Below are 15,228 nucleotides of genomic sequence, written 5' to 3'. Positions count from 1 at the left end.
AATTAGGGTGAACACTGTGATCGTTGATTAACCCCGCGCCAGGGGAGGAACTTTAAGGCTTTTCGAACATCATCCGAAGTCATGAGACGTTGTGTGCTGCGAAAGGAGGGATATTCCGGGCTTTTGCGATGCACAAAGTCTGTTAGTGTAGCGAATGAACGCGGGCCAGCCTGGTCCGACACAAAGGTACAGAACCCATGTTCTATCAGCTCTATGAACTGAACCATGCATTCATGGCACCATTCCGGGCAACAGCGGACGCAATGAACCTGGCTTGGAGAAACCCACTTAACCCTTGGTCCCATACGGTCGTCGGGCGTTCATTTTCAGCGGGCTTTGAAGTGTTCGAACGTGTGACACGCCGCTATGGCAAGCCGGCCTTCGGTCTCCCAACAACGCGGATCGATGGTGAAAGCGTCACGGTCGAGGAAGAAATCGTCTGGCGCAATCCTTTCTGCGACCTCATTCACTTCAAGCGCCATCTTCAGGCCGGCGCTGAAAAAGGCCCGCGCATCCTCATCGTTGCTCCCATGTCCGGCCACTACGCGACTTTGCTCCGGGGGACGGTCGAGGCGCTGCTGCCGAGTGCTGATCTTTACATCACCGACTGGATCGATGCCCGTATGGTCCCGGTGACCGAAGGCGATTTCGATCTCGACGACTATATCGACTATGTCATCGACATCCTCCATCATCTGGGTCCAGACACCCATGTCGTCGCGGTTTGTCAGCCTTCGGTTCCCGTACTGGCCGCTGTCGCCGTCATGGAAGGTGAGGGGGACGTCTGCGCACCGTCCTCGATGACTCTGATGGGTGGACCGATCGACACGCGCATCAACCCGACGGCCGTCAATCAGCTGGCCCAGGACAAGCCGCTCGAATGGTTCCGCGACAACGTCATCATGCAGGTGCCGTGGCCGCAGCCCGGCTTCATGCGACAGGTCTATCCGGGCTTCCTGCAGCTCTCCGGGTTTATGTCGATGAATCTCGATCGGCACATGATCGCCCACAAGGACTTCTATATGCACCTCGTCAAGAATGACGGAGACTCGGCCGAGAAGCACCGCGACTTCTATGATGAATATCTGGCGGTCATGGACCTGACGGCGGAATTCTATCTCCAGACCGTCGAGACGGTGTTCATCAAGCACTCCCTGCCCAAGGGTGAGATGATGCATCGCAACAAGCGTGTCGACACGACTGCGATCCGCAACGTCGCGCTTCTGACGGTCGAAGGCGAAAACGACGACATCTCGGGTCTCGGTCAGACCAAGGCGGCGCAGACAATCTGCACCAACATTCCCGATGATATGCGCCTGCATTACATGCAGCCGGACGTTGGCCACTACGGCGTATTCAATGGCTCGCGTTTCCGTCGCGAAATCGCGCCGCGCATTGTCGAATTCGCTCGCACACACGGCAAGAAGGCCAAGTCCACCACTCCGGTCAAGCGTGTCATCAAGGGCGGCAAGGCTCTCTGACACTTTCGTCATTCCGAATTTAAGCAGCGGATTCAGTCGGTTCTCCGATTGGGTCCGCTTCTTTCTTGAAGGGCAGGGCGGCATTTCCCACATCGAAACCGTCGGACGGCATTCCGCTGTCCGCGCAAAACGAGGTTATCGATGATGAACCAGTCAGCACTGCTTCGGCCGGATTGGACTCCGGCAACCGTCGCCTTGATGGTGCTCGGCTTCATGGTCTTCTGGCCGCTCGGTCTGGCCATGCTTGCCTACATCCTGTTCGGCGAGAAGTTTCAGAACTTCAAGCGTGAAGCCAATCAGAAAGCGGATAGCGCTTTCGCCTGGTGCCGCACGAACAGCTATACTGCTGCAAGCCCGACCGGCAATGTTGCCTTTGACGATTGGCGCAAGGCAGAACTTGAACGTCTGGACGCAGAACGCCGTCGCCTGGATGAGATGCGCTCGGAATTCGACAATTACGCCCGCGAACTGCGTCGGGCGAAGGATCAGGAAGAGTTCGACCGCTTCATGCGTGATCGCCAGCAGGTGAAGACCGCGGACCAGCCCGGTCCGACCCAGGGCTTCACTGGCAACTGACCGGTCGAGCCATCCTGTCGCAACCGGGTCGGCGCTCGTGCGCCGGCCTTTTTTGTTGCAAGAAGAGCTCCCGAATCGGCTAGAACACACGCATGTTTCCCCTGCTGAAAAAGCTGACACTGCAGAGAGCCCCGCCGATCCAGCTGGAGCGGGCGATTGCCGTCGACGGCAGGTCTATCCCGCTGACCATCAGAAAGAACAGCCGAGCGACCCGGATCACGCTCAGAATCGAGCCCGGCGGTCGCGCTTTGAAGATGACCATTCCCCCGGGGCTACGCGAGCGGGACATCGAGGACTTTCTCGATCGCCACCAAGGCTGGCTCAGCACCAAGCTCAGGCGCCAGAAAACGGCCAGCGCGATTGAGGATGGCGGGGAAATCCTCCTCCGTGGCGTTCCGCACCGCATCGTTCATACGGGACAGCTTCGCGGGCTGACCCAGTCGATAGACAGCGAGATCGGCCACATCCTGAGCGTCAGCGGGCTTGAGGATCATCTGCCCCGGCGCGTTGCCGACTTCCTGAAGAAGGAAGCGCGTCGCGATCTGGAGCAACTTGTGACGCTTCATGCCAAGACGGTCGGGAAGCCGGTCAAGAGCATGACCTTGAAGGATACCCGCAGCCGCTGGGGATCCTGTTCCTGGGATGGCAAGCTCAGCTTTTCCTGGCGGATCGTCATGGCCCCGCCGCTCGTGATCGACTATCTCGCAGCCCATGAGGTCGCGCATCTGCGGGAGATGAACCATGGTCCGGCCTTCTGGTCACTCTGCCGCAAACTCTGCCCGGAGATGGATGAGGCCAAGGCCTGGCTGAAGCGCCACGGTTCGGCGCTGCATGCCATCGACTTCGACTGAGCAACCCGCGACCTTTCAGCCTTTGTCGCAAATTGGCTCGACTCTTTTTTGAATTCGTGCGACTTCGCTGCCATGAGACCCGATATCAAGATCTGCGGACTGAAGACGCCGGAGGCGGTCGATCGTGCGGCTGACCGCGGCGCGAGCCATATTGGCTTCATCTTCTTCGAAAAGAGCCCGCGCAACATTGAACCCGACATTGCCGGCACGCTCGCCGATCGCGTTCGCGGTCGTGTAAAGAGCGTCGCGGTGACGGTTGACGCCGACAATGACGATCTCGACGAGATCATAGCCTTGATGCGGCCTGACATTCTGCAGTTTCATGGCCATGAGAGCCCGGAACGCTTGCTGACGGTCAAGGCCGTGACCGGCCTTCCGATCATGAAGGCATTTTCCATTCGTGATGCCGATGACCTGAAGCGTATCGAGCCCTATATCGGAATCGCTGATCGTTTTCTCTTCGATGCCAAGCCGCCTGTAGGCTCCGATTTGCCTGGCGGCAATGGAGTTACATTCGATTGGCGTCTCTTGCGTTCGCTTGACGGCAGCGTCGATTACATGCTTTCCGGAGGCCTCAACAAGGCCAACATCGCAGAAGCCCTGCGGGAGACCGGAGCGCGGGCGATCGACGTATCCTCCGGCGTGGAATCTGCGCCGGGCGTCAAGGATCTGCAGCTTATGGATGAGTTTTTTGCGGCCGTTGCCGAGGCAAGTCGTGCACAGCCGGTTTCAGGGAGTGTCAAGTGAACCAGTCACCGAAACCCAATTCCTTCCGTGAAGGTCCGGATGAAGACGGCCGTTTCGGCATCTTCGGTGGCCGCTTCGTCGCCGAGACGCTGATGCCGCTGATCCTCGACCTGCAGGCAGAATGGGAAAAGGCAAAGACGGATCCGGAATTCCAGGCGGAGCTGGCGCATCTAAACACCCATTACACCGGTCGTCCAAGCCCGCTTTATTTTGCCGAGCGTCTTACGGAAGAACTCGGCGGCGCGAAAATCTACTTCAAGCGCGACGAGCTGAACCACACCGGTTCGCACAAGATCAACAACTGCCTTGGCCAGATCATGCTCGCCAAGCGCATGGGCAAGACCCGCATCATCGCTGAAACCGGCGCCGGCCAGCACGGCGTCGCCTCTGCCACGGTTGCGGCCCGCTTCGGCATCCCTTGCGTCGTTTACATGGGTGCAACCGACGTCGAGCGCCAGGCGCCGAACGTTTTCCGCATGAAGCTCCTCGGTGCCGAAGTGAAGCCGGTCACCGCCGGCCATGGCACGCTGAAGGATGCCATGAACGAGGCGCTGCGCGACTGGGTCACCAATGTCGACGACACCTATTACATGATCGGCACTGCCGCTGGCCCGCATCCCTATCCGGAAATGGTCCGCGAGTTCCAGTCGGTGATCGGCCGCGAGACCCGCGAGCAGATGCTGGCCGCCGAAGGCCGTTTGCCGGACATGCTGATTGCTGCCGTCGGTGGCGGTTCTAACGCGATTGGTCTCTTCCATCCCTTCCTGGATGACGAGAGCGTGCGGATCGTTGGCGTCGAAGCCGGTGGCAAGGGTCTCGAAGGCGAGGAGCATTGCGCTTCGCTGACCGCCGGCACGCCGGGCGTCCTGCATGGCAACCGCACCTATCTGCTGCAGGATGGCGACGGCCAGATCAAGGAAGGTCACTCGATCTCCGCCGGTCTCGACTATCCCGGCATCGGTCCCGAGCACTCCTGGCTGAAGGACATGGGCCGCGTCGAATATGTTCCGATCAAAGACGATGAGGCGCTCGAAGCCTTCCAGCTCCTGACACGCACCGAGGGCATCATCCCGGCGCTCGAGCCAAGCCACGCGCTCGCCGAAGTCATCAAGCGTGCGCCTGGCATGGACAAGGACCAGATCATCGTGATGAACCTCTGCGGCCGCGGCGACAAGGACATCTTCACTGTCGGCAAGATTCTCGGTATGGGGCTCTGATCATGACTGCGCGTATGGACCAACGTTTTGCTGCCCTGAAGGCAGAAGGCCGCCCGGCTCTCGTCACCTATTTCATGGGTGGCGATCCGGACTACGACACGTCGCTTGAGATCATGAAGGCCCTGCCGGAAGCCGGCGCCGACGTCATTGAGCTCGGCATGCCCTTCTCGGATCCGATGGCCGACGGCCCGGCAATCCAGCTTGCCGGCCAGCGGGCCCTGAAGGCCGGTCAGACCCTCGTGCGCACGCTCGATCTGGCCCGGGAATTCCGCAAGACGGACAACGAAACGCCGATCGTCATGATGGGTTACTACAACCCGATCTACGTTTATGGCGTCGAGCGTTTCCTTGACGACGCACTCGCCGCCGGCATCGACGGCCTGATCGTCGTCGACCTTCCGCCGGAAATGGATGATGAACTCTGCATTCCCGCCCGCAGCCGCGATATCAACTTCATCCGTCTGGCAACCCCGACGACCGACGACAAGCGTCTGCCGACCGTTCTCAAGAACACCTCGGGCTTCGTCTATTACGTCTCAATGAACGGTATCACCGGTTCGTCGTTGCCGGATCCTTCGCGCGTTGCTGGCGCCGTTCAGCGCATCAAGGCGCATACGGATCTGCCGATCTGCGTCGGCTTCGGCGTCAAGACCGCCGAACATGCCCGCCTGATCGGTGCGAATGCCGATGGCGTCGTGGTTGGAACCGCGATCGTCAATCAGGTTGCCACCAATCTCACAGCCGATGGCAATGCGACGGCAGATACGGTTCAGGCCGTCGCCACGCTGGTGCGCGGACTGGCAAGCGGTGTGCGCTCTGCGCGCCTTGCTGCTGCCGAATAAGCACCCCATATGGGCTTTAAACATCAGGAGTAAGCCGCGTGAACTGGATCACCAACTATGTGCGCCCGCGCATCAACTCGATGCTGGGTCGCCGCGAAGTTCCGGAAAACCTCTGGATCAAGTGCCCGGAAACGGGCGAGATGGTCTTCCACAAGGACCTGGAAGAGAACAAGTGGGTGATCCCGGCCTCGGGCTACCACATGAAGATGCCGGCCAAGGCCCGCCTGACTGATCTCTTCGACGGTGGCCAGTTCGAGGCGCTGCCGCAGCCGAAGGTCGCACAGGATCCTCTGAAGTTCCGCGATTCCAAGAAATACACCGACCGTCTTCGCGACAGCCGCGTGAAGACGGATCAGGAAGACACGATCGTTGCCGGCGTTGGCACAGTGCAGGGTCTGAAGCTCGTCGCTGTTGTCCACGAGTTCAACTTCATGGGTGGTTCGCTTGGCATTGCCGCTGGTGAAGCGATCGTGAAGGCTTTCGAGCGCGCCATCAAGGAAAAGTGCCCGCTCGTCATGTTCCCGGCTTCGGGTGGCGCGCGCATGCAGGAGGGCATCCTCTCGCTGATGCAGCTGCCGCGCACCACGGTTGCCGTCGACATGCTGAAGGAAGCCGGCCAGCCCTATATCGTCGTCCTGACCAACCCGACAACCGGTGGCGTGACGGCATCCTATGCCATGCTAGGCGATCTCCATATTGCAGAGCCGGGTGCCGAGATCTGCTTTGCCGGCAAGCGCGTTATCGAGCAGACGATCCGCGAGAAGCTGCCGGAGGGCTTCCAGACCTCGGAATACCTGCTGGAACACGGCATGGTCGACATGGTCGTCAAGCGTCACGACATTCCGGACACGCTCGCGCGTGTGCTGAAGATCATGACCAAGCGCCCTGCGAACGACACGGCCGTACCTGCGAAAGTGGCCGAGCCGGTCGAGAAGGCCTCGGCCTGAGCCGCGTTTTCTGTGAGGCCGCGCTCGCGGAACGAATGTGATGACAGCCCCCATCGTCAGTCAGGCCGATGCCGAGATCGAAAAACTCATGGGGCTGCACCCCAAAGGTTATGATCTTTCGCTCGACCGTATCCGCCGCCTCCTTGAGGTTCTGGGTAACCCGCATCTGAAGCTGCCGCCGGTCATTCATGTAGCCGGCACAAACGGCAAGGGCTCGGCCTCGGCCTTCTGCCGGGCGCTTCTGGAAGCCCAAGGCCTGTCTGTCCATGTCCACACCTCGCCGCATCTCGTGCGCTGGCATGAGCGCTATCGCATCGGCGTAAAAGGTGGCCCCGGGCAGATCGTAGATGATGAACTGTTTGCCGATGCCCTTCGCCGCGTTGCCGAGGCAAACGGTGGCAAACCGATCACCGTCTTCGAGATCCTGACGGCAGTGACATTCATTCTCTTTTCCGAACAGCCTGCCGACGTCGTCGTTTTGGAGGTCGGTCTTGGCGGCCGCTTCGACGCCACCAACGTCGTCGAAAAGCCCGCTGTCTGCATCATTCAGCCGATCTCGCTCGATCACCAGGCCTATCTCGGCGATCGTGTCGAACTGATCGCCGCAGAAAAGGCCGGCATCATGAAGCGCGGCGTGCCCGTGGTTATCGGTCACCAGGAGTTCGACGGCGCCAAGGATGTGCTGATCAGCACGGCCGAACGCCTCGGCTGTCCGCACGCGGTCTTCGCCCAGGATTTCCTCGCCTATGAAGAATTCGGGCGGCTCGTCTATCAGGACGAGTTCGGTCTGATGGATCTGACTCTGCCGCGACTGCCGGGTCGCCACCAGATCGGCAATGCCGCAACCGCAATCCGCGCCGTGAAGGCCGCCGGCTATCCGGTCACGGAAGAGATCGCCGAAAAGGCCATGCTGTCGGTCGAATGGCCGGGCCGCCTGCAAAGGCTGACCGAAGGCCGGCTGGTGGAGCGTGCGCCCCAAGGTGCGGAAATCTGGCTCGATGGCGGGCACAACCCGGGTGCGGGCGAGGTGATCGCCGAAGCCATGGCGGCCATGGAAGAACGCCAGGCGCGGCCGCTGCATCTGGTCATCGGCATGATCAATACCAAGGACCCGATCGGCTTCTTCCGCGCCTTCGTCGATATCGCCCACAATGTCTACACCGTCCCGATCCTGGGCTCGGACGTCGGCCTCGATCCGGTGGCGCTCGCCCAGTCTGCAGCAGAGGCCGGTTTGAAAGCTCTTCCGATGGGCTCGCTGGCTCAGGCGCTTGATGCCATCCGTGAGCGCAGCGAAGGCGGCATTTCGCCGCGCATCATGATTGGCGGCTCGCTCTATCTTGCGGGCAATGTGCTCGCTGAAAACGGCACCATACCCAAATGAAAAAAGCCCGGCAAAACCGGGCTTTTTCTTTAGTCGTCAATGATGTGAGCCTTATGCCGCGCCGGCGATCCAGCTGGACAGCGCGGTCTTCGGGGCTGCACCCACCTTAATGTCGGCCACTTCGCCACCCTTGAAGACGGCCAGCGTCGGGATCGAGCGAACGCCGAACTGGGCAGCCAGTTCCGGGTTCTCATCAATGTTGAGCTTGGCGATCTTCACCTTGCCGGCGAGCTCGTTGGAGATTTCTTCGAGGCTCGGTGCAATCATCTTGCACGGGCCGCACCATTCGGCCCAGAAATCCACGACAACCGGTTCGGAAGCGTTGAGCACCTCGGCCTGGAAATTGGACTTGTCGACTTTAACGGTAGCCATGGGGCTCTCCCTTCATAAATACGGAATTGACTAGATATGTGATGCCGGGCGGCAGCGATTTCAATATGCGGTATCTCACGATGTTTCGAGGTCGGCAAGGGACCGCTTAAGAAGGCTGTCATCGAGCGGAATGAGGCTGCCGTTTTCCGTGTAGATTAGCCAGCATTCGATCCGTTTGCCGGGATAAAGCGGCTGCAGGATCTCGCGATAGATCGCAAGCTGCACCCGGTGGGAGAGGGGGGCTTGCGCGGCCTCCAGCGGCGGATTTCGATTGGTCTTGTAGTCGGCGATGATCACCCGGTCGCCAAGCACCGCCATGCGGTCGATCCGGCCGGAGACGGCACGCAACTCGCCCTTCAGCCGCATGGTCCCCATGACCGAGACTTCGGCACGGCTGCCGGCATCGAAGAGTGGGTGAAGCGCCTTGTCTTCCAGAACAGCCATGACGGTAGAGACCAGTCGCTGGCGCTGCTCTCCCGGCCAGAACCGGGCGGCCCGTTCCGCATAACGCTCGGCTGCCTCACGGCGGTCACCCTCCGGAAAGCCCGGCAGGTTCTGCAGCATCCGATGGATGAGCCGCCCGCGCTGGAGGGCGAGATCCGCTTTCTCCGACGCGGAAAACAGCGCCGAGGCCGTCAGCACATCCTCGTCTTCGTCCACGGTGATGCTGCCGGCACCCGATGGGCTGAGCGGTCTCGGCAGGCTGACCGGGGGCGGCAGCGGGTTCCAGAGCGTCGAGGGCAGGCTATGGCCCTCCTCAGCCTCAGCGCGCTCTTCCGTGACGGGGAGATCATCATTTGCCTCGCCGAGAGACCAGCGCAATCCGGCCCAGCTGCCATCCGGCCCGGTGAATTCGGCCTGTTTGCAGCGCGTTTCGTCGGCGCTCAGCGCCCGCGCGATCATCTTGTGCCAGATCTCGCCCGTGTCCTGCACGCCGCGATAGCCGCCAACGATCAGACGGTCGGCAGCGCGCGTCATCGCGACATAGAGCAGCCGGCGATATTCCTCCTCGGCCTGCTCCTTGCGCTGATCCATGTCGGCAGCGGCGACAGAGTTGCCGAGCGACTTCGACGGCACCCAGATCGGGAAGGGCATGCCTTCAGCCGTCCCGATGATTCGCAGCTTTGCCACATGGTTCGAATTGAAGGGCTTCGAGCCGCCATCGATCAGGAACACGATCGGCGCCTCAAGTCCCTTCGAGGCATGAACCGTCATGATCCGGACTTCGTTGCGTTCCTTGTCCTGCTCGCGCTTGACCTCCGGCGCTTCCATCTCGAGCGTCGAAACGAAGGATTGCAAGCCGGGCAGGCCGCTGGTCTCGAAAGCGAGCGCAAAGGTCAGGAACTCGTCGAGGATGTCGCTGACCTCCGAGCCGAGGCGCCCGAGATAGGCCCGCCGGCCTCCATGGACGCTGAGAACCCGGGCGTAGAAATCATGGACCGAGAATTCCCGCGCCTGTTCGAGAAACAGATTGAGCCTGTCGCATGTCTTCTTCCATGCCGCCTCGGTCTCAGCCTGCTCCATCATCCTCGACCAGAGGCTCTGTCCTTCAGGCCGCTCGGCCGCGAGGTCCATCAAAGCATCTTCGCTGTGGTTGAAGAGCGGGCTCTTCAATAGCGATGCCAGTGAAAGATCGTCGCCCGGCAGCAGCAGGAAGCGTCCGAGCGCCAACATGTCCTGCACGGCGATATGGCTTGTCAGCTTCAGACGGTCGGCACCGGCGACTGGGATGTTATATGGGCGTTTGAGCGCGCGGGTCAGCGCATTGACGAAGCCGTCGCGCTTGCGCACGAGCACGAGAATGTCGCCCGGGCGGATCAGCCGCTTGTTGGCCTTCTCGATGATCGTCTCGCGTCCGACCAACTGGCTGATCTGGTGCGCGACGCGCCTTGCCAGAATGGCGGAGGGCGCACTTTCCGGCGTCGCGTCGAAGGGGGCGGTCCAGTCTTCGTCCTTCTCCTGCTGTTCGGCTGCGATCATGTCCCAGACGTCGACGGTGCCGGGATGTCCGATGCGGCTCGACTGGTGGATGACTGGGTCCCCACCGGCGCTGAGGCCCCGGCTGTTTTCCGGCAGGCTGAAGACCTGATCGACGGCGGCAAGGACCGATTGCGTCGAGCGGAAGGACAGCGGCAGGCGCACTGTGTTGAAGCTCTGCCCGCTTTCGATGACCGCGCGCGCAGTCTGGCTTGCCTCCTGAGAAAACTGCTCCGGGCGTGCGCCCTGGAAGGAGTAGATCGACTGCTTCTCGTCCCCCACGGCAAAGAAGGTGCGGATCCCGGGCCGGGCGCTGAGACCCGTAAAAAAGTCCTCGCGCAGCGACCGGATGACATCCCATTGTACCGGGCTCGTGTCCTGTGCTTCGTCGACGAGGATGTGGTCGATGCCCTGGTCCAGCTTGTAATGCACCCAGGCGCCGACATCGCCGCGCGTCAGAAGTCGGGCGGTGCGGACGATCAGGTCCTCGAAATCGAGCTGCGAGCGCCGCTTTTTTAGTTCCTCGTAGTCGGTGTCGAGACGGACAGCGAGCGTCAGCGCCGACCGCGTCGCCTCATACATGCGGAAAATCCGCAGCCTGTCCCGCATGGCGACCACGTGGTCGCGGGCCGCAATCACGGCATCCTTGAGATCCGGCGCGACCTTGGTCATGGCGGCGGCAATCAGCGAGCTGTCGGCCTTGGGCGCCTCCTGCGCCGTCAGGAAAGCCTGGTCCAGAAGCTTCGCGCGCGCCAGCGGATCCGCCTCCACCAGCGCCCGTTCCAGCACTTCCGCGACGGCCCGCACCTTCTCGCCACCCTTTTCGAGGGCAAGCTGGATGTAGCGGCTGAAATTGCCACCCGACAAACCGGCAAGCGGCCAGTAGTCGTCGGCACGGCTGGTCTCGCTCTCCAGCGGGCCGATACCAAGACTCTTCCGCAGCGTCGCATCAAGGCCACCCGTCCGTTCCGCCCGCTGCCGGAAGTCCCTGACAGCATGGCGGTTGGCCACGGTATCTGCAATCAAGCCTTCGAGCCCGCTTTCGTCGGCAATGCTCAAGACCTGCGAGAAGGCTTCGGCGAGCGCTGCATCGTTCTCAGTCGACGTCGCCGTCAGCAGCGATCGCCGTGCTTCGGCAAGAACCGTGACGGCGGCCCGATCGTCGAGCACGTTGAAATGCCCGGCGACATTGGCCTCCAGGGGAAACTGGTGCAGCAGCGCTTCGCAGAAGGCGTGGATCGTCTGGATCTTCAGGCCACCCGGTGTTTCCAGAGCCTTGGCAAAGAGCCGCCGTGCGGCCGCAAGCGTCGCGCGATCCGGCTCCCTCTGTTCGATGGCCGCAATCCGCTTGGCAAGTTCGAGGTCATCCAGCGTTGCCCATTCCGCCAGCCGCTCGAAGACGCGGTTCGACATTTCGGACGCCGCAGCCTTGGTATAGGTCAGGCAGAGGATGGACGAGGGGCGGGCGCCGGCGAGCAGCAGCCGGATCACCCGCTGCGTCAGCACATGCGTCTTGCCGGAGCCGGCATTCGCCGACACCCAGGCCGATTGGCCGGGATGGGATGCGCGCGACTGGGCAAGCGTGGTCCAGCCGAGCCAGGCGGCGGGATCGCTGCCGGTCGGTAGCTCGTCCAGGGCAAAGCGCTGATCACTCATGGCCGGCTCCTTCCTCGGCTTCCGCCGTCGACCACTCCGCGACGCGGGCCAGATGGTCATATTCGCCGCCATAGGCGTTCTGTTCGGCCGGGATGAGACGGGAGACATAACCGCGCTCGCCGCTCTGCAGCGCCTGGACGAAGCCGCCGAGCTCGTCGACAGATTGCGTGGCAAGCTCAAGCGCAGACTTCTTGTTGTCGCCCCGCGTCGCCATCTCGTTGTTCACCTGGTCGGCCGAAAAACGATCGCCGGGTCGCAGACGGACATAGACAAGGTTGAGCGGCTTCATGTCTCCGGCGGGCTTGAAGGCGCCTTGGAGAAGGGCTGCAGCTTCGAGAGCCAATTGCGGGTCGAGCAGGCTGCGCGCCTGGTTGGCGCTCGGATTGAGCCCCGTCTTGTAGTCGATGATGTCGGCGAATCCGCCCCCCCGGATATCGATCTGGTCGGCGATCCCGCTGATGGTGATATCGACGGGCCGGAGCAGCACATTGCCCCTGACTTCCGTCAGTGATCGCTTGATCTCCGGCCTCCGCTGCCGCTCCCAATCGAGAAAGGCCGAGGCGACACTGTAGAAGCGTTGGCGCCAGACGATGTCGATATGCAGCGGCAGGGCTTCCTCCAGAAACTCCTCGTCGGTGATCCGGTGCAGGATATCGAGCGCGTCCAGCCGGGCCGGATCATGGTCCTCGCGGATGAAGCGCTCGACGATCCGGTGATAGAGCGTCCCGCGTTCGGCAGCCCCCGGATCCTGGTTGAAGGGATCGACGGGATCAAGACGCAGGATTCGCCGCGCATAGATCGAATAGGGATCCCGCCGGAAGCGACCGACTTCTGAAAAGCTGAAGGAGCGCGGCTGCAGTTCGACGCGAGGGCGCGGTGCGGGGCGCTGAGCCGGAGCCTGGTTCTCGCCCTGGTCGATGAGATCGGCGTAACGCCGGTAGATCTGGCCGCGCTTTCGCATCTCGTCTTCCAGCAGGGTGCCGCCGAGCGCCATCAAACGCTGGAGCCAGCGCGAGGCAACCGTCGGCGCAGATCCTTGTCGCAGCGAACGCGAGAAAATCAGTTTCCGCGTGCCGCAGGCCATCTGGAAGTCATGCGCCACCTGGCCGATCTGCCGTTCCGGCGGCTCAAGCCCGACTTCGGTCTTCATGACGCGCGACAGGAAGGGGTTGTTCTTGGTCTGGCCGGGCCAGCTCCCTTCGTTCATGCCGCCGATCACCATCATGTCGACATTCTGCAGGCGTGCTTCGAGCGTGCCGAAGATGAAGACGCGCGGATGCCGCATGGCCCGCGGCTTCACCGCCTGGCCTGCCATCAGCGCGGTCAGGATATCCACCCATTGCGCACCGTCCGCCTCGATCTGCCCATCCGTCTCCAGAACTTCGGCGAGAAGCCGCGCCAGAGCCTCGCCTGCCGCATCGCCCCAGAGACCGGCAAGGTCACCGCGCTCGTCGACCGTGACGGCTTCAAGAACCCGACCCGTGCGCTCTGCCCAATCGCTGACAGTCAGTGTCTGCGACAGCACGCGCCCGTCGCTCGAGCGGATAACCGCCGATACGAGCGGCTCGACAGCATGCGTCACACGGCGCGCCAGCAGGCGAGCGAGCTCGATCTCTTCGGGCGCAATCGAGATGCGCCATTGAGGCTTGTGGCGGTCGGCCAGATGCGCCTCAAGCCCGTCCGCAAAGAGAGGTTCCATCTCGGCAAGGTCGAGGCTTTTCAGGCCCCCACGCAGCGCGATGCGTTCGAGCGCATCGGCAGCCTTGCGCATATCCTCGGCGGTGAAGCCGAACCGTGCCAGCGGATGCTTGATGAGCGAGACGATGGCCACAGGGTCACCCGGACGCAGGCAGGCCTCGGCCACGACCTGGGTCAGCATGGCGGCCTGGGTCCCGGTCATCGGCGTGCCCGCCGAATCATCCGCCTCGATCCCGAACCGCGCGAGTTCGGACATCACACGTCGCGCCAGCGCACGATCGGGCGTGATCAGCGCCACCCGGCTTTCGGGATTGTCTGACGCCTCTTCGAGCCCGAGCCGCAGCGCAATCGCAATGGCTGTTGCTTCCTCGCGCTCATTGGCCGTCTCGATCAGCGCGACATCGCGAAATGCCGCGAGCACACGTGAATCGTCAATGTCCTGCCGCCAGGCCTTCCAGGTGTCGGTCGCCTCGGCGGGTGCCATGGCACGCGACAGAAATTCGGCTCGATCCCGGAGCGCCGGATCGGAGGTTTCGAGAACCCGGACATCGGGGCGTTCGAGTTTCATATGCCGCAGCAGATGGGCAAGACCGTATTGCGGATGTCCGCGCACGGCAGGGCTTGGACGGATCACCGATATCTCGCGGTCGTTGAGTTTCGCCCAGTCCTCATCCGGCATGTCGAGATCGAGCCCGGGCAGCACCACGACACCCTGGTCGAGTTCGGCGATCGCGGCAATCAGTTCGGCCGCTGCCGGGATCGAGCCGGTGGAGCCCGCAACGATGACGGGACCGGAAGCACCCTGTCTGCGGAATCTCTCCGCCTCGGCCCGGAGCACGGCGTCGCGGTGACGGGCCGGTGATGACCGCACCAGTTCCTGCAGCCGTACAGGCCAGAACTGGGTCGCGATCTTCAGAAACTCCAGAGTCAGCTGCCACCAGGAGCCGAAATCCGCTGATTGCAGCTTTTCGAGATCCTTCCAGTCGCAGCCTTCCGTCTCGGCGGCTTCGATCAGTTCGACCAGCGCCCGAGCCAGCCAGACGGCATCCGCTGGGCTCGCGGGTGCGACGAGCGGCGTGTCCGAATGGATTGATCGGACGATCTCCGGCAACTGGTTGCGCCAGGCGAGGATCAGCCGGGCGAGTTCCAGAAGCATGACTGTGCCGCTCACCGGCGGGGCAAGATCCATCAGCTGCGGTGCATCGAGATCGAAGAAGCCGCTGTCGTCGTCCGTTTCACCCAGCGTGCGAATATCGGGAAGGATCGCCGCGCGACCACCAAGCAGGTCGACGAACTCCGACCGCAACACGCGGGCTGCGCGCCGGGTCGGAACCAGCAGAGTGACCCCTGCCAGAGGAAGCGGATCCACAGGGTCGTAGCGAAAACTGTCGGTCAATCGACCGTCGAGCAGCGCTTCCGTCAGCGTCCTGAGAAAGGGCCGGCCCGGAGGGATCGTCAGCAGACGCGGCGCCTTGCTCACCAT

At 62.2% G+C, this 15,228-nt stretch carries 11 protein-coding genes; 8 read left to right on the top strand and 3 right to left on the bottom strand.

Annotated elements, in window-relative coordinates; all coding sequences use genetic code 11:
- The first annotated feature begins 197 nt into the window (after positions 1–197).
- From ACQKP1_RS18565 to ACQKP1_RS18530, 8 genes are all read left to right on the top strand, one after another.
- On the top strand, positions 198–1,481 hold the full coding sequence (locus ACQKP1_RS18565; protein WP_427276520.1) for a polyhydroxyalkanoate depolymerase: 1,284 nt from the start codon (positions 198–200) through the stop codon (positions 1,479–1,481).
- A gap of 144 nt (positions 1,482–1,625) precedes the next feature.
- A complete protein-coding gene (locus tag ACQKP1_RS18560) occupies positions 1,626–2,057 on the top strand; it encodes a DUF2852 domain-containing protein (protein ID WP_427276797.1) in 432 nt (143 codons plus the stop codon).
- 92 nt (positions 2,058–2,149) lie between these two features.
- Positions 2,150–2,908, top strand: a complete 759-nt coding sequence (locus tag ACQKP1_RS18555) for a M48 family metallopeptidase (protein ID WP_427276519.1) — start codon at positions 2,150–2,152, stop codon at positions 2,906–2,908.
- A 72-nt stretch (positions 2,909–2,980) separates the two neighbouring features.
- Positions 2,981–3,655: a phosphoribosylanthranilate isomerase gene (locus tag ACQKP1_RS18550; RefSeq protein WP_427276518.1), complete on the top strand. Its 675-nt coding sequence runs from the start codon at positions 2,981–2,983 to the stop codon at positions 3,653–3,655.
- The gene (gene trpB, locus ACQKP1_RS18545) at positions 3,652–4,872 is read left to right on the top strand and encodes a tryptophan synthase subunit beta (RefSeq protein ID WP_427276517.1); all 1,221 of its coding nucleotides are present in this window, start codon (positions 3,652–3,654) and stop codon (positions 4,870–4,872) included. The genes ACQKP1_RS18550 and trpB overlap by 4 nt, the downstream gene beginning before the upstream one ends.
- A gap of 2 nt (positions 4,873–4,874) precedes the next feature.
- A complete protein-coding gene (gene trpA, locus ACQKP1_RS18540) occupies positions 4,875–5,714 on the top strand; it encodes a tryptophan synthase subunit alpha (RefSeq protein ID WP_427276516.1) in 840 nt (279 codons plus the stop codon).
- A 38-nt stretch (positions 5,715–5,752) separates the two neighbouring features.
- Positions 5,753–6,661 (top strand): acetyl-CoA carboxylase, carboxyltransferase subunit beta, encoded by a 909-nt coding sequence (gene accD / locus ACQKP1_RS18535; protein ID WP_427276515.1) that lies wholly within the window; start codon positions 5,753–5,755, stop codon positions 6,659–6,661.
- Between the two features lie 40 nt (positions 6,662–6,701).
- A complete protein-coding gene (locus ACQKP1_RS18530; protein WP_427276514.1) occupies positions 6,702–8,042 on the top strand; it encodes a bifunctional folylpolyglutamate synthase/dihydrofolate synthase in 1,341 nt (446 codons plus the stop codon).
- Positions 8,043–8,093: 51 nt separating this feature from the next.
- Here the strand turns inward: ACQKP1_RS18530 and trxA are convergent, their stop codons facing one another.
- From trxA to addB, 3 genes are all read right to left on the bottom strand, one after another.
- Complete coding sequence (trxA, locus tag ACQKP1_RS18525) at positions 8,094–8,414, bottom strand: thioredoxin (protein WP_006724193.1); 321 nt, start codon at positions 8,412–8,414, stop codon at positions 8,094–8,096.
- Between the two features lie 75 nt (positions 8,415–8,489).
- Entirely contained in the window at positions 8,490–12,047 is a 3,558-nt protein-coding gene (gene addA / locus ACQKP1_RS18520; RefSeq protein ID WP_427276513.1) for a double-strand break repair helicase AddA, read from the bottom strand.
- Entirely contained in the window at positions 12,040–15,228 is a 3,189-nt protein-coding gene (addB, locus tag ACQKP1_RS18515) for a double-strand break repair protein AddB (RefSeq protein ID WP_427276512.1), read from the bottom strand. The genes addA and addB overlap by 8 nt, the downstream gene beginning before the upstream one ends.

It is taken from the genome of Allorhizobium sp. NPDC080224 (genome assembly GCF_050281005.1).
Taxonomy (GTDB): domain Bacteria; phylum Pseudomonadota; class Alphaproteobacteria; order Rhizobiales; family Rhizobiaceae; genus Allorhizobium.
This window is presented reverse-complemented; position numbering and strand designations above follow the sequence as displayed.

Excerpts from the sequence above, each read along its gene's own strand:
- trxA (WP_006724193.1), bottom strand. The coding sequence starts at position 8,414 with ATGGCTACCGTTAAAGTCGACAAGTCCAATTTCCAGGCCGAGGTGCTC.
- trpA (WP_427276516.1), top strand. The coding sequence starts at position 4,875 with ATGACTGCGCGTATGGACCAACGTTTTGCTGCCCTGAAGGCAGAAGGC.
- addA (WP_427276513.1), bottom strand. The coding sequence starts at position 12,047 with ATGAGTGATCAGCGCTTTGCCCTGGACGAGCTACCGACCGGCAGCGAT.
- addB (WP_427276512.1), bottom strand. The coding sequence starts at position 15,228 with ATGGTGAGCAAGGCGCCGCGTCTGCTGACGATCCCTCCGGGCCGGCCC.
- ACQKP1_RS18530 (WP_427276514.1), top strand. The coding sequence starts at position 6,702 with ATGACAGCCCCCATCGTCAGTCAGGCCGATGCCGAGATCGAAAAACTC.
- ACQKP1_RS18555 (WP_427276519.1), top strand. The coding sequence starts at position 2,150 with ATGTTTCCCCTGCTGAAAAAGCTGACACTGCAGAGAGCCCCGCCGATC.
- ACQKP1_RS18550 (WP_427276518.1), top strand. The coding sequence starts at position 2,981 with ATGAGACCCGATATCAAGATCTGCGGACTGAAGACGCCGGAGGCGGTC.
- ACQKP1_RS18560 (WP_427276797.1), top strand. The coding sequence starts at position 1,626 with ATGAACCAGTCAGCACTGCTTCGGCCGGATTGGACTCCGGCAACCGTC.
- ACQKP1_RS18565 (WP_427276520.1), top strand. The coding sequence starts at position 198 with ATGTTCTATCAGCTCTATGAACTGAACCATGCATTCATGGCACCATTC.